The organism is Paracoccus everestensis, from assembly GCF_021491915.1.
Taxonomy (GTDB): domain Bacteria; phylum Pseudomonadota; class Alphaproteobacteria; order Rhodobacterales; family Rhodobacteraceae; genus Paracoccus; species Paracoccus everestensis.
The window spans coordinates 226,477-245,797 of sequence record NZ_CP090836.1 but is presented as its reverse complement, the minus strand read 5'-3'; the positions used below and the strand labels follow the sequence as shown (position 1 = coordinate 245,797).

The following is a 19,321-nucleotide window of genomic DNA, read 5'->3' as shown; positions in this document are numbered from 1 at the left end:
CGGCGCGGCTTTGCCCGGGCGCCCCTGCAAGGATAAATGACATGCCGAAGGTTCTTGTGTCCGACAAGCTGTCGGAATCCGCCGTTCAGATCTTTCGTGACCGCGGCGTCGAGGTCGATTACCTGCCCGACCTGGGCAAGGACAAGGAAAAGCTGGCCGAAGTGATCGGGCAATATGACGGGCTGGCGATCCGGTCCGCGACAAAGGTCACCGAAAAGCTGTTGCAAACTGCGCCCAACCTCAAGGTGATCGGCCGGGCCGGGATCGGGGTCGACAATGTGGACATTCCGGCCGCGTCGAAAAAGGGCGTGATCGTGATGAACACGCCTTTCGGCAACAGCGTGACCACCGCAGAACACGCCATTGCCATGATGTTCGCCGTGGCCCGGCAGTTGCCCGAGGCATCGGCCAGCACCCATGCCGGGAAGTGGGAAAAGAACCGCTTCATGGGGGTCGAGCTGTTCAACAAGACCCTGGGCGTGATCGGCGCGGGCAATATCGGGTCGATCGTCATTGATCGCGCCCTGGGGCTGCACATGAAGGTGCTGGCCTATGACCCCTTCCTGTCGCCCGAGCGCGCCAAGGAGATCGGCGTGACCAAGGTCGAACTGGACGATCTGCTGGGCCGTGCGGATTTCATCACCTTCCATGTGCCGCTGACCGAAAAGACGAAGAACATCCTGTCGCGCGAGGCCATTGCAAAGCTGAAGCCCGGCGTCCGCGTCATCAACTGCGCCCGTGGCGGCCTGGTCGATGAGGAAGCCTTGGCCGAGGCGCTGAAGGACGGTCGCGTCGCAGGGGCCGCCTTCGATGTGTTTGCTGTGGAACCGGCAACCGAAAGCCCGCTGTTCAACCTGCCCAACGTGGTCGTCACCCCGCATCTGGGCGCCTCCACCACCGAAGCGCAGGAAAACGTGGCTCTGCAAGTGGCCGAACAGATGTCGGATTACCTGCTGACCGGCGCGGTGCAGAACGCGCTGAACATGCCCTCGGTCACGGCCGAGGAAGCTGCGGTGATGGGGCCGTGGATCAAGCTGGCGGGCCATCTGGGCGCCTTTGTGGGCCAGATGACGGACGAGCCGATCAAGGCGATCAACGTGCTGTATGACGGCGTTGCGTCCACGATGAACCTGAACGCGCTGAACGCCTCGGTCATCGCGGGCGTGATGAAGGCCACGAACCCGGACGTGAACATGGTCTCGGCCCCGGTGATGGCCAAGGAACGCGGCGTGCAGGTGGCCACCACCACCCAGGACAAGGCGGGCGTCTTCGAAGGCTATATCAAGCTGACGGTCGTCACCGACACGCGCGAAAGGTCCATCGGGGGCACGGTCTTCAGCGATGGCAAGCCGCGCTTTATCCAGATCCGCGGCATTACCATCGATGCCGAGGTCGGGCGGCATATGCTTTATACCCGCAACAAGGACGTGCCGGGCGTGATCGGCGCGCTTGGCATGACCTTGGGCGATCTGGGCGTGAACATCGCGAACTTTACCCTGGGCCGGTCGGCCGAGGGCAATGACGCCATCGCGATCCTGTATCTGGACGAACCCATCAGCGACGAGGCCCTGGCCGGTTTGCAGAACACCGGCAAGTTCCTGCAAGCCCGCCGCCTGCAGTTCGAGGTTTGACGATCCCGCCGCGTCCCCTTAGTCAGGGGCGCGGCTTTCTTGCAGCGGGGCGGTGATGCGGCTTTACGTCATTGGCGATGTCCATGGGCATCTGGACCAGCTCAAGGCCGCGCATGACCGCATCTTCCGCGATGGCGGGTCCGATGCGCTGATCGCCCATGTGGGCGACCTGATCGACCGGGGACCGGATTCGCGCGGTGTCGTTGACTACCTGATGACGGGCCGGGACCGGGGACGTCCCTGGATTGTCACGCGCGGCAACCACGACCGCTTTCTGCCGCAATATCTGCTGCAGCCCGATTGGGTCGATCCGGGGCTGAGTTCCAGGCTGCACTGGACCCTGCATTCAGGTCTGGGGGCGCCGGAAACGCTGCAATCCTATGGAGTGGACACAGCGGTGTCCCCGGACCGGATGCTGGACCAGGCCAGGCGTGCGGTGCCTGCGGGTCATATCGCCTATCTGGCGTCGCTGCCGCTGTATTTTCTGCATCCATTGGCCTTGGTCGTCCATGCGGGCATCCGGCCCGGAGTCGACCTGCAAGACCAGGCCGAGGAGGATCTGGTCTGGATCCGGCAGGGTTTCCTGAACAGCCCGCAGGACCACGGGCCGCTGGTGGTTCATGGCCATACCGCGATCCAGACCGCCACCCATTACGGCAACCGCCTGAACGTGGATGGCGGCGCGGCTTACGGCCGGCCGCTTTGCGCGGTGGTGATCGAAAAGGACGCGGTGCATCTGCTGACCGATGCGGGCCGCATCCCCCTGGAACCAAAGGATCTGCCATGCGAATGATCGCCGCCGCCCTGCTGATGATGCCGGCTCTGGCCCAGGCCAGGGAAATCGCTCAGGTCGGCGTCGACTGGGTTGGGAACGACATCGTGATCGAGGCGATCGCCGATCCCGATGTGGGCGGCGTGACCTGCCACCTGGCCTATTTCGAGCGTTCGGTCCTGGACCGCCTCAGCCAGGGCAACTGGTTCGAGGATCCCTCGAACAGCGCCATCCAATGCGCCCGCACCGGTCCGGTCGATGTCAGCGCCCTGCGCCCGGGCAGGCCCGAGGACGTGTTCAGCGAAGGGCGGTCGTTGTTGTTCAAGTCCTTGCGGGTCAAGCGCATCTATGATGCGGAAAACCGGGTGCTGGTCTATCTGGCCCATGCGAGCGAGTTGAACGAAGGCTCGGCCAAGATGTCGATGTCCACCGTGCCGCTGCTGGCCGGGGACATGACGGGCAATCCCGCCCGGTAGGCTTGGTCCTGTGGCGCGCTTGCCCCAGGAAATCGTGCAAATGCTGGCGATCCGATGGACAGAATCGGCGTATCGGATTAAAACGCCAGTCAGACCGGCCCTGAAGCCTTATGGAAGATCTATGTACGGACAGCATCGCATCGCCAAATACGGCCTGGGCCAGGTGGTTCGCCACCGCAACAGGCCTTTTCGCGGGGTGATCTTCGATGTCGATCCTGAATTCGCCAATACCCAGGAATGGTATGATTCGATCCCCGAGGACGTGCGTCCAGCCAAGGATCAGCCCTTCTATCACCTGTATGCCGAAACCGAGGCGACCTATTATGTCGCCTATGTCTCGGAACAGAACCTGGTGCCCGATCATTCGGGAGAGCCGCTGGATCACCCCGAGGTCGAGGAGATGTTCGGTGACTTCGAGGACGGGCGTTATCCGCTGATGGGTCCGCTGAACTGAGATTGGTGATGACACTCCCCGCCCAGTGAACTGGGTGGGTTTCTTTTCCAGTGCCTAACCGCTGACGCGGCATGGAGCTTACGCTCCCGCGAGGTCTTTCGACCTGGCGGTGCCGATAGGGAAGGTTTGGAGAAAGCTTCAGACCGGATCAGGAAGACCTCGCCGGAAAGGCCCGTGTCTAGGCGAATACTGCTTGCGGGCCGCGGCTTGCGCAGCGAACCCGGGCGCAGATACGTCACATCGGAACGACGCGGAAAGGTGACTTTGGTGCCGAAGGCCAAGCGGTGCATGTTGACCGCTCCGACCACATCCCTGTGGCCTGTGAAGCCGCAATCAGGGCAGCGCCAATCACGCCCCCTTACCTTGCGACGGCGCCGGCATTCGGGACAATGGGAAGACGCTCCACGCTCGTCCCCATCGGAGCTCCGAATGCCGGCCTTCTTCGCTTTCTCGGACAGGTAGCGGATATCCGCCCCCATCTCCCACTGGGAGGTCCTGCGGTTCTGCTTGCGCCCGCTTCCTCCCTGAATCCCGCAGGGATTGCCGATATAGATCTCACCGATGCCGCGACGGATGCACCAGTCGATGATCAACCGCGTGGCCTTGTGACGCAGATCGCGGTCCTGCCGCTTCACGCGGGCCCGCAGCTTGTCCTTGCGGGCCTGGATCTTCTTCCAGCGCCGCGAGTGCTTTTCGCATCGCGACTGCCGCCGCGCCAGCTGCCGCAGCTTCTTGCCGCGGTGCCGCTTGATCGCCCGGATGCCGCGACCGCTGACCACGAGCGCATGTCCCGCGTCATCGGCAATGGTCGAATGATGGATGATGCCGAGGTCGATCGCCGCCCGGCCATTCCATGGCGCCTCAGGCGCTCGCTCGTCGGGCGCCGAAACATGCAGCTCGTAGCCGGGATGGCCCCAGACGATTGACACCGCGCCGACATGGCCAGGATCAAGCCTAAGCCCGTTCAGCACAATCGACGGACGTCCCCGCCCCATCGGCAGGATCATCCGCTGCGCCTCGGCATCATATCGGACGGCCTGGGCCGGCCAGGACAGCGGCTGAAAGAGCTTCTCGCGCCAGGGCAGCTTCAGCCACCGGCGCGCTGACGGCTCCCTGCGGCGCCGCTCCATTGTCGCGTCGATATTGGCCAAAAGCCGATATGCCGTTCGCTGCACGACCTGGGAGTGGAGCGCATAACGCCCCTTGCTGAAGGCATGAATCTCGGCCTTGCCGGGCCAGCGCCCGCCAGCCGCACGCTGCTCGTAATGCCAGGCCACGCAATCGTTCCAGAGCCTTGCCGCCTCGCGCTGCCCATCGAACAACCTCTGGCGCAGCGCCGCATAACGCGGGTCTTGCAAACGGAGGGGGATGATGCAGACCGACTGGCTCATGCTTGCATTTTCCCACCTGACGGTTCATGATGCAAGTGCGAAGATAGAAATTATCAAGTAACTTTAGGCAGATATGATCCAAGGCACCGTTCCTGATGCAGCTACCCGCTGGGCGCGGTATCGGATCGGATACCACTTCGTCTGGATCCCGAAGTATCGGCGCAGGATCCTCACGCCCGAAGTCGAGGCAACCGTTAAGGCGGCCATCGCCTCGGCCTGCGAGACTGCGGATATGGCACTGCTCGCACTCGAGACGGATATGGATCATGTCCACGCCTTCGTGTCAGCCAAACCTTCTGTCTCGCCCGCCGATGCGGTGCGGGTCCTGAAGGGAGCGAGCAGTCGCGCCGTGCGCAAGCAGCATCCGGACATCGCAAGCACCTGCGGCGAGCGCGCCCTGTGGGCGCAGAGCTACTATGTCGGAACAACCGGAGACATGTCCGCACAGACGGTCAGGCACTATATTGAACATTGCCAAGGCTTGTAGCCCTGAAGTCGCCGCGCAGCCACACATCTCCCAGCTGAAGCTCAGGGATTTTCCACCCGCGAGGTATAAGGCACCATGAAGGCCAAGCAATTCCGCTGGCCTTCGCGGTAATAACACAGCGATTGCGTCAGCCCCTGGATCAGGCACCAGCCAAAGCCGCCTTCCGGCAGGTCCAGCGGATCAAGGGCGGGAAGGCTGCGGGGAAGCAGGCAGTCGGCCGGCAGGTGGCCGCCGTTATCTGTGATTGCGCAGGACAGGCCATTGTCGTGCATCACCACGCACAGATGCATCGAGCGCGACATCGACCCCGGCAGGGGCTGTGGGGCAAGGTCGGCGTGTTCGACGACGTTGTTCATCACCTCGGCCAGGACCAGTTCCAGCCGGCCCATGGCATCGGCGCTGACCTGTGACGCAAAGCGCGTGCGCAGATCCTTCAGCGTCCGGCGCACGTCATGGGGTTCGGCCTGCAGCACGCGATGGAACATCGGCTGCGTCCGGGTTAGGGGGCGCAGGGTGTGACCGGCATTCTGCCGTTCGGTGGAACTCATTACACAAACTCCTGTCTGGGATCGTTGTCACTATTCCTGCGGGGCGGCGGCGGGCCTGATGTCGAACACGCTGTCCATCCGGGTCAGGCGGAACACGCGTTCCACGTTGGGCGTCAGTCCTTCCAGCACCAGCGGCAACGATTCCGGCAAGGCCTTGCGGACCGCGATCATGGCGCCAAGGCCGGAACTGTCCATGAAATCGACACGGCGCATATCCAGGCGGACGGGCTTGCGGCCCCGCAACACGATCTCTCGCAGCCGGTCCTTGAACCTTGTGGCGATGGCGGCGTCGATGCGTGTTTCGTCCACGGTGACGGTCAGTTGGGTTTCGGTTTCGGTGACGATCAGCTGCATCTTGTTCCCCTGCGCTTCCAGGGATCAGCCTTACCTCCGAAAGGTTACCATCCGGTAAGCGACGCCCAGGCCGGAGGATCGGATTCCCCACCGCACCTGCAGCGCCCGAATCTTTGGCAAACGCCTGACATTCCGGCAAAGCTTTCCCCGCCGACGACACTGTCTTGCGGAACTTTCATGCAGGAACCACCATTCCTGTGTGGACTTGGGCAAGGCCGTCTCCGATCATCGGGGGAAGAAGACCCGCGAAGGGTCCGGTGTCAGCGGGTGAAGACATGACCTATTACAACGAGATGTTCGAGGGATCGCAGGTTCGCGAACCCTATGCGCGGCTGAGCCAATGGGTCGAAACAATGCCGGCGGATTTCCGGCAGATGAAGCAGGCCGAGGCCGAGGCCCTGTTCCGCCGCATCGGCATCACCTTCGCCGTCTATGGCGAGGGGGGCGACCCCGACCGGCTGATCCCCTTTGACATGATGCCGCGCGTTTTCGAACAGGCCGAATGGCGCCGCCTTGAACGCGGCATCAAGCAGCGCGCGCGGGCGCTGAACGCATTTCTGCGCGATGTCTATGGCCGGGCCGAGATCGTGCGCGCGGGCCGCATTCCCGCCCGGCTGGTTTACCAGAACGACGCCTATGAAAAGGCCGTGGTGGGCGTGGTGCCCCCGCGCGGCGTTTATTCCCATGTCATCGGCATCGACCTGGTGCGCACCGCCAAGGACGAGTTCTATGTCCTCGAGGACAACTGCCGCACCCCGTCCGGTGTCAGCTATATGCTGGAAAACCGCGAGATCATGATGCGGATGTTCCCTGGCCTGTTCCGCGGCAACCGGATCGAACCCGTGGACCAGTATCCCGACCTGTTGCGCCGCACGCTGGAATCGGTGGCGCCCGCTAAATGCCACGACCGTCCGACCTGCGTGGTCCTGACGCCAGGCCATTTCAACAGCGCCTATTACGAACACAGCTTCCTGGCCAACCTGATGGGCGTCGAACTGGTCGAAGGCGCGGATTTGTTCGTGGACGGCGAATTCGTCTATATGCGCACCACGCAGGGGCCAAGGCGCGTCGATGTGATCTATCGCCGGATCGACGATCCCTTCCTGGATCCGCTGTGCTTCCGCCCCGATTCGATGCTGGGCATTCCGGGGCTGATGGATGTCTATCGCTCGGGCGGGGTGTCGATCTGTTCGGCACCGGGCGCGGGCGTGGCCGACGACAAGGCGATCTATACCTTTGTGCCGGAAATGGTCCGCTTCTATCTAGGAGAGGAGCCGTTGTTGCAGAACGTCCAGACCTGGACCCTGTGGAAGGACGACGACTACAAATACGTCATGGAACACCTGCCCGACCTTGTCGTGAAAGAGGTCCATGGATCGGGCGGTTACGGAATGCTGGTCGGTCCCCGGTCCACCAAGGAGGAGATCGAGACTTTCCGTGCCAAGATAAAGGCCGATCCTGGCAACTATATCGCCCAGCCGACCTTGGCCTTGTCCACCTGCCCCACCTTTGTCGCCGAAGGGCTGGCCCCGCGCCACGTGGACCTGCGCCCCTATTGCCTGTGCGGCGACCGGATCGAGCTGGTGCCGGGCGGCCTGACGCGCGTGGCGCTGCGCGAGGGAAGCCTTGTCGTCAACTCGTCGCAGGGCGGGGGCGTCAAGGACACCTGGGTCTTGTCGGAATAAGGGGACGCATATGCTCAGCCGCACCGCCGCGAACCTGTTCTGGATGGGCCGGCACCTGGAACGCGCCGACACCGCCGCCCGCCTGCTGGATGTGGGCCAGCGCATCACGCTGCTGCCGAACACCGCCTCGGGGTATCAGAACGAATGGAACTCGCTGTTGCAGGCATCGGGTTCGGCCAACCTGTTCGCCCGCAAATATGGCGAGATCAGCCAGGAAAACATCGAGGAATTCATCTTCTTCGACCGGGAAAACCCGTCATCGGTGATGTCCTGCACCGAAAAGGCGCGCGAAGCGGGGCGGATCGTGCGGACCGCGCTGACCAGCCAGGTCTGGGACGCGCTGAACATGGCCTATCAGGATCTGCGCAAGATCGAGAAGACGCCCCGCGACAAGCTGGACATGGCCTCTTTGACGGATGTGACGACCAGCTATACCTCGACCGTGCGGGGCGCGATCAATGCCACGCAATTGCGCAACGACGGCTGGCATTTCATGAATCTCGGCTATGGCCTGGAACGGGCAGATGCAACCGCCCGGCTGCTGGATGTAAAGTATTATGTGCTGCTGCCCCGGATCGAATTCGTCGGATCGGGTCTGGACACCTATCAATGGCAGGTGATCCTGCGGGCGCTGTCGGCGCACCGGTCCTATCACTGGGCCTATGGGGGCGACATCACGGCGGGGCGGGTCGCGGATTTCCTGATCCTGAACGGCGAAAGCCCCCGGTCGCTGATCACCTCGCTTTACGAGGCGGTCTGGAACCTGGAAGGGCTTGCCAAGCGATATGGCGAAACGGTGCCGACCAATGCGCGTGACAAGGCACGAGAGGTGCTGTCCCGCCTGCAGGCCCATGACATCGACATGATCTTCGACGAAGGGCTGCATGAATTCCTGACCTGGTTCATCACCGAGATCGGCACGATCTCGTCCCTGGTGCACGAGGATTATCTTTTGGGGGGATCGTGATGAAGCTGCGCATCTTTCATCGGACGGTTTACCGCTATGACCGGCCGGTCAGGAACCTGGTGCAAAGCTTGCGGCTGACCCCCTCGGTTTCCGAAGGCCAGCGGACGCATGACTGGGCGATCGAGGTAGAGGGCGGCATCCGCGGCCCCGGTTTCCGCGATGGGGCCGGCGACTGGATCGAAGGATGGACCGTGCGCGGGCCAACCGGGGAAGTCACCGTCACCGTGACGGGCCGGGTCGAGACACGCGACACCGCCGGCGTGCTGCGCGGGCATCGCGAACTGATCCACCCGCTTGCATATCTGCGCGACACGCCCACGACACAGCCCGAGGCAGGGCTGCGCGAACTGGCGGCGGCAGTCACCGACCCATCGGATTCGCTGGACCTTGCACATAAGCTGTCGGGGGCGGTATCGGGCGCCATCGCCTATGTCCCCGGCCAGACGGAGTTCCACACCACCGCGGCCGAAGCCTTGGAACAGGGCAAAGGCGTCTGCCAGGACCATGCCCATGCCTTGGTCGCAGTCGCGCGCCTGCGTGACCTGTCCGCGCGCTATGTGTCGGGCTATCTGCACAGCACGACCGAGGGCGAGGCGCACGAGGCCGCCCATGCCTGGGCCGAGATCCATGTTCCCGGCCTGGGCTGGATCGGCTTTGATCCGGCAAACCAGTGCTGTCCCGACGAACGCTATGTCCGCCTGGGGTCAGGGCTGGATGCGTCCGACGCGGCCCCCATCCGCGGGATCGCCGCGGGCCAGGGCATCGAGACGATGGATGTCGCGGTCAATGTCGAGGAAGTGGAACGCTTCCAGACCCAAAGTCAAAGCCAGACGCAAAGTTGAAAAAGGCCGGCCGGTCCCTTCTCTGCTGAAAAAGGTGCACTGGACCTTTCCGGGCGTTCCGAAGCCCTGCGGATATTTAAGCCAAGGAGAACGGAAAGGACGGATTGCGACCTGTCCCCGCGACGACTAGATTGCAGCGCGATCATGACGGGAAAGACGCAGACATGACCTATTGCGTCGGCTTGAAGCTGAATGCCGGACTTGTGCTGTTGTCGGACACGCGCACCAATGCAGGCTTGGACAATATCGCCTGTTATCGGAAGATGTTCTTTTTCGAACAGCCGGGCGAACGCAGCATCGTGGTGATGACCGCCGGATCCCTGTCGGTGACGCAGACCACCCTGGCGCGCCTGAACGAGGCCATCCATGACGAGATGGCAGACGAGACCACCTCGATCATGAAGGCGCAGACGATGTTGCAGGTCGCCACGATCATCGGCGACACGCTGTCGCGCACACGTCGGGAAATCGCCGAGCAACACCGCGACCTGCGCCAGCAGGCGTCCGCCAGCATGATCGTCGCGGGCCAGCGGTGCGGCGGCGATATGCGCCTGTTCCTTATCTATCCCGAGGGAAATTTCATCGAGGCGACCGAGGACACGCCCTTTCTGCAGATCGGCGAACACAAATACGGCAAGCCCATCCTCGACCGCGTGGTGACGCCCGCAACCAATCTGGCCGATGCGCAGAAAGCCGTGCTGCTGTCGATGGATTCGACGCTGCGGTCCAACCTTTCGGTCGGAATGCCCCTGGATCTGGCGATCATCGGACGGGACGCCTGCGCCGTCACGCATCGCCGCCGCATTCTGGAAGGTGACGCCGATTTCGCAAGAATGAGCGCGGCCTGGTCCGCCGCGCTGCGCGACAGCTTTGTCAATATTTCGGTCTGATCCGGGCATTTTCACGGTTCCCGCGACACAGATTTGCCTGCAAAGCCTGTTGAGCCAGCGGTGACGTAACGTTAAACGGGACCACCATCCCCCCGGAGGATCCCGATGACCGACAAGTCCCCCCGCAGCGCCCGCATCACCCCCGAGGAGGCTCTGGCCTATCACCTTGAGCCGCGTCCGGGAAAATTCGACATCGTCGCCTCCACTCCCATGGCCACGCAGCGCGACCTGTCGCTGGCCTATTCGCCGGGCGTCGCGGTGCCCGTCCAAGCCATCGCCGACCGGCCTGAAACCGCCTATGACTATACCACCAAGGGCAACATGGTCGCGGTGATTTCCAACGGCACCGCCATCCTGGGGATGGGGAACTTGGGCGCGCTTGCCTCCAAGCCCGTGATGGAAGGCAAGGCGGTGCTGTTCAAGCGCTTCGCCGACGTGAACGCCATCGACATCGAACTGGACACCGAGGACGCAGACGAGTTCATCAATGCCGTCAAGCTGATGGGTCCGACCTTTGGGGGCATCAACCTGGAAGACATCAAGGCGCCCGAATGCTTCATCATCGAGCAGCGCCTGAAAGAGATGATGGACATCCCGGTCTTTCACGACGACCAGCACGGCACGGCGGTGATCTGCGCGGCGGGCCTGCTGAACGCGCTGGAATTGTCGGGCAAGAGGATCGAGGACGTGAGGATCGTCCTCAACGGTGCGGGCGCGGCGGGCATCGCCTGCCTGGAACTGCTGAAATCCATGGGCGCGCGGCATGACAACTGCATCATGGCCGACACCAAGGGCGTCATCTACCAGGGCCGGACCGAGGGGATGAACCAGTGGAAATCGGCCCATGCGGTCGTGACCGATGCCCGCACGCTGGAGGAGGCGATGCGTGGCGCCGACGTTTTCCTGGGCGTCAGCGCCAAGGGCGCGGTGACGCAGGACATGGTGGCCTCGATGGCTGACAACCCGGTCATCTTCGCCATGGCCAACCCCGACCCCGAGATCACGCCCGAGGATGCCCATGCCGTCCGCCCTGACGCCATCGTCGCCACGGGCCGCAGCGATTACCCGAACCAGGTGAACAACGTCCTGGGCTTTCCCTATCTGTTCCGGGGCGCCCTGGACATCCACGCCCGCGCCATCAACGATGAGATGAAGATCGCCTGCGCCGAGGCCTTGGCGAAGCTCGCACGCGAGGATGTCCCGGACGAAGTCGCCGTGGCCTATGGCCGCAAGCTGCAATTCGGGCGCGATTACATCATCCCGACGCCCTTCGATCCGCGCCTGATCCATGTGATCCCGCCCGCGGTTGCCAGGGCAGGCATGGACACGGGCGTCGCACGGCGCCCGATCATCGACATGGACGGCTATGTCCAGTCGCTGAAGAACCGCATGGATCCGACGGCGGCGATCCTGCAAGGCATCCATGCCCGCGCCCGTCAAAGCCAGGCCCGCATGATCTTTGCCGAGGGAGACGATCCGCGCGTGTTGCGCGCCGCCGTCGCCTGGCAGCGCGGCGGCATGGGCCAGGCCCTGGTCGTGGGCCGCGAGGCCGATGTAAGGGAAAAGCTGGAAGCCGTGGGCCTCGCTGATGCGGTGCGAGAGCTGTCCGTGGTCAATGCGGCGAACTCCCGCCACCTCGATGCCTATCACGAATTCCTTTATGCCCGCCTGCAACGCAAGGGCGTGGACCGGGAAGACGCGCACAAGCTGGCCAACCGCGACCGCCACGTCTTTGCCGCGCTGATGCTGGCGCATGGGCATGGCGACGGGCTTGTCACGGGTGCTACCCGCAAGAACGCGCCGGTGCTGGCGCAACTGGGCACGGTCTTCGACCTGCGCCCGCAGGACGGGGCAGTCGGCATCACCGCCGTGCTGCACAAGGGCCGGATCGTGCTGATCGGCGATACCCTGGTCCATGAATGGCCCGAGGCCGAGGATCTGGCCGACATCGCCACGCGCGGGGCCGCCGTCGCGCGCGGCCTGGGGCTGGAGCCCCGCGTGGCATTCCTGTCGTTTTCCAACTTCGGCTATCCCGTCAGCGAACGCGCCATCAAGATGGCCAAGGCGCCCAAGGTTCTGGACCGCCGCGGCGTCGATTTCGAATACGAAGGGGAAATGACCGTGGACGTGGCGCTGAACGCGGACTCCATGGCGCGGTATCCCTTCAGCCGGTTGACTGGGCCTGCCAACGTCCTGGTCGTGCCCGCCCGCCACTCTGCATCGATCAGCGTGAAGCTGATGCAGGAAATGGCCGGGGCCACCGTGATCGGCCCGATCCTGACCGGCGTGCCGCAATCGATCCAGCTTTGCTCGACCACCTCGACGGTGAACGACATCCTCAACATGGCCGCGATTTCAGCGGGGGGCCTGGGGACGGGGCGATAAGGGGGCGCTGCCCAGGTCACCTGCAGCGGTTTTCCTGTGACACACAGGCCACAGGCCGGGGAAACAGCGGCTCTTTGCCTGGGGGAAATATCCTGCGGGGGTGCGGGGGTGCAAAACCCCCGCTAGAGCGCGTTGCGTCTAATCGGTTTCATATCCGGCGGCTTTGAAGAAATTGTAGCATTCCTCATCGGTGAAAAGATCGCAGACCTGCCCGACGGCGTGCCAGAGAGCCTCGTAGGTTCGCGCGGCGGCTCTCCGGATCAGGGCCTTGAGCTTTGCGAAGGCCATCTCGATCGGGTTCAGATCCGGACTGTAGGGAGGCAAGAACAAGAACCACGCGCCAACGGCGCTCATAGTCGCCGCTGCCTTGGGACTCTTGTGCGATGACAGGTTATCCAGAATGATCACATCGCCGGGTCGCAGTGTCGGGGCCAGTTGGGTTTCGACATAGAGCTCGAACAGTTCGCGGTTCATGGCACCGTCGATCACCCAGGGCGCATCCAGCCGGTCATGGCGCAGGGCGGCGATGAAGGTCTGGGTGTTCCAGTGGCCGAAGGGCGCATGGTCGACAAGGCGCGCGCCTTTTGGAGACCATCCGGTGGTCTTGGCCATGTTCGTCTTCAGCGACGTCTCGTCGATGAAACCAAGGCGCGTCAACGCGCTGCGCATGAACGGTTGGCGTCGTGTGATCCAGATATGGCGTGCCTGCCGGATCTCAGGCCGCTTCTGCTCGAGGGCTTGCAGGTCTTTTTTTGTGTGTCAGCCCGAGACCGCGCAAAAACCGCCAAACCGAGACACGGTGAATGGCGATGCCGTGATGATCCGCAAGTTCGCCGACCAGGTCGTTCAGCGTCAGATCGGGCTTCGCCTTCATGCGCGCGGTGATCCAGTCCCCCACACCAACCAATTTGCCATGACCACCACCATGGCCTTGGGCACGCGGAGCTAACCCGCCCGTCTCGCGCTTCAGGATCACCATGTCGTTGACGAACTTCACCGAAACCCGGAACCGCGCAGCGGCTGAACGGTGCGAGTTCCCTTCCTCCACAAACGCCACAACGCGCTCTCGGAGCGCCATAGGATGCGGTCTGCCCATATCATCCCTCCACCTGTCATGCAGGCAGGGAATCACAGATCAAGCCACAGGGGTATCCTGAATCGGGAAAGCCGCAATACGCTCTAAGCGGGATCCAAGGTTTTCCGATCCTCGGCCAGACGGAACTGACGCTGCCGTTCCCGGAACCGTTCCCGGTCGGCGTCGTCATATTCATCCACGCAGCGGTGGCAGCAGACGCCGTCCTCGTATTCGGGCCGCGCCCGATCCTCGGGGGCAAGTGGCCGGCGGCAGGCGTGGCAAAGGACATGGCGGCCTTGTTGCAGGCCATGGATCAGGCTGACCCGTTGATCAAAAACAAAGCAATCGCCCTGCCACAGGCTGTCGCCTTCGGGCACGTCTTCCAGATATTTCAGGATTCCCCCCTTCAGGTGGAACACGTCGGTGACGCCCTGCGACAGCAAATAGTTCGTCGACTTCTCGCAGCGGATGCCGCCGGTGCAGAACATCGCCACGCGCTTGCCTGCAAAGCGGTCCGCATTGGCCTGCCACCAGGCGGGAAAGTCGCGAAAGCTGCGCGTGCCTGGATCCACGGCCCCCGCAAAGGTGCCGATGGCAACCTCGTAATCGTTGCGGGTGTCGATCACGGCCACATCGGGCGCGCTGATCAGGGCGTTCCAGGCAGCAGGCTCGACATAATGGCCCACCGCGGCACGGGGATCGACGTCGGGCTGGCCCATCGACACGATCTCGCGTTTCAACCGCACCTTCATCTTGCCAAAGGGCATCGCCTCCGCCGTGCTTTCCTTCCACGAAAGCGCCCCGCATCCGGGCAGGGCACGGATATGGGCCAGCACCGCGTCGATGCCGCCCCGCGTCCCGGCGATGGTGCCGTTGATCCCTTCGGCCGCCAGCAGCAGCGTGCCGCGCACGCCGTTCGCGCAGGCGACCGAGGCCAGCGGCCCCTTGAGTGCGGCGGGATCGGGAAAGCGTGTAAAGTGATAAAGGGCGGCAACGGTCAGCATATCGGCGGCCTTAGCCAGCAACGCCCGGTTCTGCAAGCCATTGACCCTGTGCCCGGCAGTTTCTAGGCATGGTCATCCTTGGAAAGGGGAAGGCAATGCCGCGCGCGCTGATCGTCATCGACATGCAGGCCGATTTCTGCCCCGGCGGCGCCTTGGCCGTCGCGGGTGGGGACGGAATCGTCGATCCCATCAACGCGCTCATGGCCGATCATGACGCGGTTGTCCTGACGCAGGACTGGCATCCGGCGAACCATGCCAGCTTCGCCGCCAACCATCCGGGGGCGGAACCGTTCAGCGTGGCGCAGATGCCCTATGGACCCCAGGTGCTGTGGCCTGCCCATTGCGTGATCGGCACAAAGGGCGCGGATTTCCACCCGGACCTGGATCTGTCGCGCGTCGATCTGGTGATCCGCAAGGGATTTCGCCCGCAGATCGACAGCTATTCCGCGTTTTTCGAAAACGACCATCAGACGCCCACGGGGCTTGCCGGGTACCTGCGCGACAGGGGTCTGCTGGACCTGACCTTTGTGGGCCTTGCCCATGACTTCTGCGTCGCCTGGAGCGCGATGGACGCGGCCAGGGGGGGCTTTGCGGCCACCGTGATCGAATCCGCCACCCGGGCCATCGACCTGAACGGCAGCCTTGACCGCGCCCGCACCGATATGCGTGCCGCAGGCGTCACCCTGGAGTAAGCCGATGGCCGATATCGCCACCCGCGTCTATAACCACAAATGGAAGATCGACCCCATCGTGCGGTCGCTGATCGACACGGATTTCTACAAGCTGCTGATGTGCCAGTCGATCTTTCGCAACCGCCCCGACACGGTGGTCCGGTTCCGCCTGATCAACCGTTCGACCGACATCCGCCTGGCCGACCTGATCGACGAAGGCGAGTTGCGCGAACAACTGGATCACGTCCGCGGCCTGTCGCTGACCCGGGGCGAAGGCACCTGGCTGCGCGGCAACACCTTTTACGGCAAGCGCCAGATGTTCCGCCCTGACTTCATGGAGTTCCTGGAAAACCTGCGCCTGCCCCCCTATCACCTGGAAAAGCGCGACGGCCAGTATGAATTGACCTTCGAAGGCCGCTGGCCCGAGGTGATGCTGTGGGAAATCCCCGCTCTGGCCATCCTGATGGAATTGCGGTCCCGCGCCGTCCTGGAAACCCTGGGCCGGTTCGAATTGCAGGTGCTTTACGCCCGCGCCATGACCCGCCTGTGGGAAAAGATCGAGGTGTTGCGCACCCTGCCCGACCTGCTGATCGCCGATTTCGGCACGCGCAGACGCCACAGCTTCCTGTGGCAGGACTGGGCGGTCCAGGCCATGATCGAGGGCTTGGGCGAACGCTTCACCGGCACCTCGAACTGCCTGATCGCCATGCGCCGCGACATCGAGGCCATTGGCACTAATGCCCATGAACTGCCGATGGTCTATGCTGCCTTGGCCGACACGGACGAGGAATTGCGCCGCGCGCCCTACGAGGTGCTGGCCGACTGGCACGAGGAACACGACGGTAACCTGCGGCTGATCCTGCCCGATACCTATGGGACCGAAGGCTTCCTGGCGGGCGCCCCGGACTGGCTGGCGGGCTGGACCGGCATCCGCATCGACAGCGGCGACCCGGCGACGGGGGCGGAAACCGCGATCCGCTGGTGGCGCGAGCGGGGCGAGGATCCGCGCCAGAAGCTGGTGATCTTCTCGGACGGGCTGGACGTCCAGAAGATCGTGGAACTGCACCATCAGTTCCATGGCCGGGTCAAGGTCAGCTTCGGCTGGGGCACGCTGCTGACCAACGATTTCCGTGGCCTTGTGGCGGGCGACGGGCTGGCGCCCTTCAGTCTGGTCTGCAAGGCGGTGTCCGCCGATGGACGCCCGACCGTCAAGCTGTCGGACAATCCCGCCAAGGCGACCGGCCCCGCAGACGAGATCGCGCGTTACCGCCGCGTCTTCGACGTGGGCCAGCAGGCCCGGATGGATGTCGTGGTCTGATCGTCAGACCCCCGATACCCACAACATTGCCAGGCAGCACAACCCGCCCAAAGTCGCCGTGATCGGCACCGTGACCACCCAGGCCAGGGTGATCGTGGCGACATGGCTGCGGCGGATCAGCATTCGGCGGCGGCGTTCCTCGGCCGGCAGGGGGGCGGTGCGCGTGGCGTTGCCGCGCCGGTCCAGCATTTCCCGCACAAAGCCCACGCCAAAGACCCCGCCTACGGCCACATGGGTCGATGACACCGGCAGCCCGCGCGCCGACGCGGCCAGCACGATCATCGCGGTGGCCAGCGTGATGCAAAAGGCCCGGACCGCATTCAGGCGGGTGATCCCCTCGCTGACCATGCCGACAAGGCGGCGGCCGAACAGAAACGCCCCAAGCGCGATGATCCCCCCGGCCAGTGCCAGCATGGACAGCGGCACCTGCAAGGCCCCCGCCTGCGCAGGCGTGAGGATCACCAGCAGCGGACCCGCGACATTGCCCGCATCGCCCGCGCCGTGGGCGAAACCCATCATCACGGCGGCGAACAACAGGGGCTGGCGCAGGATGCGCTTCATGCCGGGCTTGCCTTCTCCCTTCGCTATTGCCTGATCCAGGCGGCGGCGCATCACAAGGGCCACTGCAAGGCCCGCGATTGCGCCCGGCAGCAGCGCCACGGGCAGGCGAAGGGGCAAGACCGGCAGCAGGGTCGCGACATAGGCCACGAACAGGCCGACCATCGTGCCGACCAGGGGGGGCAACCAGGCCTTTGCAGCCCGGCCGCGATCCGGCGCCTCGGCCACCCGGATGCGCAGCAGGGCCAGCAAGGCCCCCGCAAGTAGCGCCGCCGCAAAGGGGGTCACCACCCAGGCAAGCGCGATGGCCAGGATGCCGCCCCAGGACATGGCCGAGACCCCTGCCGCCGCCAGTCCCGCCCCGGCAATCGCCCCGACGATGGAATGAGAGGTCGAGACCGGCAGGCTGGCCCCCGTGGCGATGGTGATCCAGGCCGCCGCGCCTATCAGGGCGGCCAGCATCATCACCTGCCCTCGCGCGCCGCTTTCCAGAACGGCGATCTGGACGATCCCGTCGGCCAACCGGTGCGTGACCGCATGACCGGCCAGCGTTGCCCCGGCGATTTCCGCCAGGCCCACCAGGATCAACCCCGGACCGATGGCAATCGCCCCCGCGCCCACGGCGGGACCAAGCGAGTTGGCGATGTCGTTTGCCCCGATCGACAAGCCCAGCCAGCCCGCCACGATGGCCCCTGCGCCGATGGCGATCAGGCCGGGCTGTTGCCCGGTGACGCCCAGGGCCAGAAAGATCAGCGCCACGCCCAGCAGGATGCCGGCGCCCAATCGCAAGACCGGACGGACGGCGTGGAACTGAGCCGATTCCGCGACGGTGATGCGCCGCAAATCCTTGTCCAGAACATCAAATTGGCGGTCGGGCGGCGTCGTCATGCCCCGATGTCAGCCGCGCAGGGGCGGCAATGCAAGCAGGATTTCCCGCAGGCCCGGTTCGGCGACGTGCCGCGCTGCGTCTTGGGGGCTGAACCAGCGGCGCTTGCGTTGTTTCGCCTCGGGAAAATCGGCGCGCAGGCTGTCGGCATCCATCAGAAAGACGCGCACCTCGACCGGGACGGAATAGCCCCGGTCCTGTTCCTTGTTGTAACGATAGCGGCCCAGTTCGGTGTCGTGCATCCGCCCTTCAATGCCCGCTTCCTCCCACGCCTCGGTGGCGGCAGCGGCGGGCAGGGTCTTGCCCTCCATCGGCCAGCCTTTGGGGATCACCCAGCGGCCCGTGCCCCGGCTTGTGACCAGGACCACCTCGCCCGTCCTGACGCAGCGGCAGACGGCGCCAACCTGCATCGCGGGGGGACGGCGCCCGAACAGCATTCCCAGCGAATGGCGCAGCGCGGTCATTCGCCGTCCTCGATCCGGTTGCGCAGGGCCTTGACCTCTCCCCTCGTGGACTTGGCCTTGAGACGCCGCAACTGGCTGCCCCAGGTGGGCTTGGTGGCGACCCGGCGCTTGACGGGTTCGGCGGCGCGGCCGATCAGCTCGGCCAGCCTTTCGCGGGCAATGTCGCGGTTTCGGGCCTGGCTGCGGGTTTCCTGGGACAGGATCACCACCGCGCCGTCGCGCGTCCATCGCCGCCCCGCCAGCCGTTCCAGGCGGCGCTTCACGGCATCGGGCAGGTTCGGGGAGCGCGCGGCCTCGAACCGCAGTTCGACTGCGGTTTCGACCTTGTTGACGTTCTGCCCGCCCGGTCCCTGGGATCTGGTGAACTGTTCGGTCAGTTCCCACTCCTCGATGGTGATGGTGTTCGTGATATGCAGCATGGCCGTGGAATATGGCACGGAAAGACGCCATGAACAGCGCCAAT

The 19,321-nt window shown here is 64.2% G+C and carries 20 protein-coding genes; 12 read left to right on the top strand and 8 right to left on the bottom strand.

Annotated features, from left to right (window positions below; genetic code table 11):
- Positions 1-41: 41 nt before the first annotated feature.
- From serA to hspQ, 4 genes are all read left to right on the top strand, one after another.
- Positions 42-1,631, top strand: a complete 1,590-nt coding sequence (gene serA / locus LZ585_RS01190) for a phosphoglycerate dehydrogenase (RefSeq protein ID WP_234854643.1) — start codon at positions 42-44, stop codon at positions 1,629-1,631.
- 55 nt (positions 1,632-1,686) lie between these two features.
- The gene (locus LZ585_RS01185; protein WP_234854641.1) at positions 1,687-2,424 is read left to right on the top strand and encodes a metallophosphoesterase; all 738 of its coding nucleotides are present in this window, start codon (positions 1,687-1,689) and stop codon (positions 2,422-2,424) included.
- A complete protein-coding gene (locus LZ585_RS01180) occupies positions 2,415-2,879 on the top strand; it encodes a CreA family protein (protein WP_234854639.1) in 465 nt (154 codons plus the stop codon). The genes LZ585_RS01185 and LZ585_RS01180 overlap by 10 nt, the downstream gene beginning before the upstream one ends.
- Positions 2,880-3,000: 121 nt before the next feature.
- Positions 3,001-3,333, top strand: coding sequence for a heat shock protein HspQ (gene hspQ, locus LZ585_RS01175; protein WP_234854638.1), 333 nt, complete (start codon positions 3,001-3,003; stop codon positions 3,331-3,333).
- Here the strand turns inward: hspQ and LZ585_RS01170 are convergent.
- The gene (locus LZ585_RS01170; RefSeq protein WP_234854636.1) at positions 3,306-4,724 is read right to left on the bottom strand and encodes an RNA-guided endonuclease InsQ/TnpB family protein; all 1,419 of its coding nucleotides are present in this window, start codon (positions 4,722-4,724) and stop codon (positions 3,306-3,308) included. The genes hspQ and LZ585_RS01170 overlap by 28 nt on opposite strands.
- Before the next feature lie 73 nt (positions 4,725-4,797).
- On the opposite strand from LZ585_RS01170, the gene tnpA reads away from it, so the two are divergent.
- Complete coding sequence (gene tnpA, locus LZ585_RS01165; protein WP_234854634.1) at positions 4,798-5,211, top strand: IS200/IS605 family transposase; 414 nt, start codon at positions 4,798-4,800, stop codon at positions 5,209-5,211.
- A gap of 41 nt (positions 5,212-5,252) precedes the next feature.
- On the opposite strand, the gene LZ585_RS01160 is transcribed toward tnpA, so the two are convergent.
- On the bottom strand, positions 5,253-5,759 hold the full coding sequence (locus LZ585_RS01160; protein WP_234854632.1) for an ATP-binding protein: 507 nt from the start codon (positions 5,757-5,759) through the stop codon (positions 5,253-5,255).
- Positions 5,760-5,789: 30 nt separating this feature from the next.
- Positions 5,790-6,113, bottom strand: coding sequence for an STAS domain-containing protein (locus tag LZ585_RS01155; RefSeq protein ID WP_234854630.1), 324 nt, complete (start codon positions 6,111-6,113; stop codon positions 5,790-5,792).
- A 275-nt stretch (positions 6,114-6,388) separates the two neighbouring features.
- Here LZ585_RS01155 and LZ585_RS01150 point away from each other — a divergent pair, with 275 nt between their 5' ends.
- From LZ585_RS01150 to LZ585_RS01130, 5 genes are all read left to right on the top strand, one after another.
- Positions 6,389-7,798 (top strand): circularly permuted type 2 ATP-grasp protein, encoded by a 1,410-nt coding sequence (locus LZ585_RS01150; protein WP_234854629.1) that lies wholly within the window; start codon positions 6,389-6,391, stop codon positions 7,796-7,798.
- Between the two features lie 10 nt (positions 7,799-7,808).
- Positions 7,809-8,765 (top strand): alpha-E domain-containing protein, encoded by a 957-nt coding sequence (locus LZ585_RS01145; RefSeq protein WP_234854628.1) that lies wholly within the window; start codon positions 7,809-7,811, stop codon positions 8,763-8,765.
- Positions 8,765-9,607, top strand: a complete 843-nt coding sequence (locus tag LZ585_RS01140) for a transglutaminase family protein (RefSeq protein WP_234854626.1) — start codon at positions 8,765-8,767, stop codon at positions 9,605-9,607. The genes LZ585_RS01145 and LZ585_RS01140 overlap by 1 nt, the downstream gene beginning before the upstream one ends.
- Positions 9,608-9,771: 164 nt before the next feature.
- A complete protein-coding gene (locus LZ585_RS01135; RefSeq protein ID WP_234854624.1) occupies positions 9,772-10,497 on the top strand; it encodes a peptidase in 726 nt (241 codons plus the stop codon).
- A 105-nt stretch (positions 10,498-10,602) separates the two neighbouring features.
- Positions 10,603-12,882, top strand: a complete 2,280-nt coding sequence (locus tag LZ585_RS01130; RefSeq protein WP_234854622.1) for an NADP-dependent malic enzyme — start codon at positions 10,603-10,605, stop codon at positions 12,880-12,882.
- 138 nt (positions 12,883-13,020) lie between these two features.
- Here the strand turns inward: LZ585_RS01130 and LZ585_RS01125 are convergent.
- Positions 13,021-13,978, bottom strand: a protein-coding gene (locus LZ585_RS01125) for an IS630 family transposase (protein WP_139086627.1) whose coding sequence is annotated in 2 segments (ribosomal slippage) — positions 13,021-13,635 and positions 13,637-13,978 — 957 coding nt in all. Because the reading frame shifts where the segments join, the coding sequence is not laid out codon by codon here.
- A gap of 83 nt (positions 13,979-14,061) precedes the next feature.
- On the bottom strand, positions 14,062-14,961 hold the full coding sequence (trhO, locus tag LZ585_RS01120; RefSeq protein ID WP_234854621.1) for an oxygen-dependent tRNA uridine(34) hydroxylase TrhO: 900 nt from the start codon (positions 14,959-14,961) through the stop codon (positions 14,062-14,064).
- 95 nt (positions 14,962-15,056) lie between these two features.
- Here trhO and pncA point away from each other — a divergent pair, with 95 nt between their 5' ends.
- A complete protein-coding gene (pncA, locus tag LZ585_RS01115) occupies positions 15,057-15,653 on the top strand; it encodes a bifunctional nicotinamidase/pyrazinamidase (RefSeq protein WP_234854620.1) in 597 nt (198 codons plus the stop codon).
- A gap of 4 nt (positions 15,654-15,657) precedes the next feature.
- Complete coding sequence (gene pncB / locus LZ585_RS01110) at positions 15,658-16,950, top strand: nicotinate phosphoribosyltransferase (protein ID WP_234854618.1); 1,293 nt, start codon at positions 15,658-15,660, stop codon at positions 16,948-16,950.
- 3 nt (positions 16,951-16,953) lie between these two features.
- On the opposite strand, the gene LZ585_RS01105 is transcribed toward pncB, so the two are convergent.
- The 3 genes from LZ585_RS01105 to arfB are packed head-to-tail and all read right to left on the bottom strand — an operon-like array spanning position 16,954 to position 19,277.
- A complete protein-coding gene (locus LZ585_RS01105; RefSeq protein ID WP_234854616.1) occupies positions 16,954-18,396 on the bottom strand; it encodes an inorganic phosphate transporter in 1,443 nt (480 codons plus the stop codon).
- A 9-nt stretch (positions 18,397-18,405) separates the two neighbouring features.
- Complete coding sequence (locus LZ585_RS01100) at positions 18,406-18,858, bottom strand: NUDIX hydrolase (protein WP_234854615.1); 453 nt, start codon at positions 18,856-18,858, stop codon at positions 18,406-18,408.
- The gene (arfB, locus tag LZ585_RS01095; protein WP_234854614.1) at positions 18,855-19,277 is read right to left on the bottom strand and encodes an alternative ribosome rescue aminoacyl-tRNA hydrolase ArfB; all 423 of its coding nucleotides are present in this window, start codon (positions 19,275-19,277) and stop codon (positions 18,855-18,857) included. The genes LZ585_RS01100 and arfB overlap by 4 nt, the downstream gene beginning before the upstream one ends.
- Positions 19,278-19,321: the final 44 nt, after the last annotated feature.

Bases quoted from the DNA above. Each gene is read 5' to 3' on its own strand.
- serA (WP_234854643.1), top strand. From the start codon at position 42: ATGCCGAAGGTTCTTGTGTCCGACAAGCTGTCGGAATCCGCCGTTCAG.
- LZ585_RS01185 (WP_234854641.1), top strand. From the start codon at position 1,687: ATGCGGCTTTACGTCATTGGCGATGTCCATGGGCATCTGGACCAGCTC.
- LZ585_RS01180 (WP_234854639.1), top strand. From the start codon at position 2,415: ATGCGAATGATCGCCGCCGCCCTGCTGATGATGCCGGCTCTGGCCCAG.
- hspQ (WP_234854638.1), top strand. From the start codon at position 3,001: ATGTACGGACAGCATCGCATCGCCAAATACGGCCTGGGCCAGGTGGTT.
- LZ585_RS01170 (WP_234854636.1), bottom strand. From the start codon at position 4,724: ATGAGCCAGTCGGTCTGCATCATCCCCCTCCGTTTGCAAGACCCGCGT.
- tnpA (WP_234854634.1), top strand. From the start codon at position 4,798: ATGATCCAAGGCACCGTTCCTGATGCAGCTACCCGCTGGGCGCGGTAT.
- LZ585_RS01160 (WP_234854632.1), bottom strand. From the start codon at position 5,759: ATGAGTTCCACCGAACGGCAGAATGCCGGTCACACCCTGCGCCCCCTA.
- LZ585_RS01155 (WP_234854630.1), bottom strand. From the start codon at position 6,113: ATGCAGCTGATCGTCACCGAAACCGAAACCCAACTGACCGTCACCGTG.
- LZ585_RS01150 (WP_234854629.1), top strand. From the start codon at position 6,389: ATGACCTATTACAACGAGATGTTCGAGGGATCGCAGGTTCGCGAACCC.
- LZ585_RS01145 (WP_234854628.1), top strand. From the start codon at position 7,809: ATGCTCAGCCGCACCGCCGCGAACCTGTTCTGGATGGGCCGGCACCTG.
- LZ585_RS01140 (WP_234854626.1), top strand. From the start codon at position 8,765: ATGAAGCTGCGCATCTTTCATCGGACGGTTTACCGCTATGACCGGCCG.
- LZ585_RS01135 (WP_234854624.1), top strand. From the start codon at position 9,772: ATGACCTATTGCGTCGGCTTGAAGCTGAATGCCGGACTTGTGCTGTTG.
- LZ585_RS01130 (WP_234854622.1), top strand. From the start codon at position 10,603: ATGACCGACAAGTCCCCCCGCAGCGCCCGCATCACCCCCGAGGAGGCT.
- trhO (WP_234854621.1), bottom strand. From the start codon at position 14,961: ATGCTGACCGTTGCCGCCCTTTATCACTTTACACGCTTTCCCGATCCC.
- pncA (WP_234854620.1), top strand. From the start codon at position 15,057: ATGCCGCGCGCGCTGATCGTCATCGACATGCAGGCCGATTTCTGCCCC.
- pncB (WP_234854618.1), top strand. From the start codon at position 15,658: ATGGCCGATATCGCCACCCGCGTCTATAACCACAAATGGAAGATCGAC.
- LZ585_RS01105 (WP_234854616.1), bottom strand. From the start codon at position 18,396: ATGACGACGCCGCCCGACCGCCAATTTGATGTTCTGGACAAGGATTTG.
- LZ585_RS01100 (WP_234854615.1), bottom strand. From the start codon at position 18,858: ATGACCGCGCTGCGCCATTCGCTGGGAATGCTGTTCGGGCGCCGTCCC.
- arfB (WP_234854614.1), bottom strand. From the start codon at position 19,277: ATGCTGCATATCACGAACACCATCACCATCGAGGAGTGGGAACTGACC.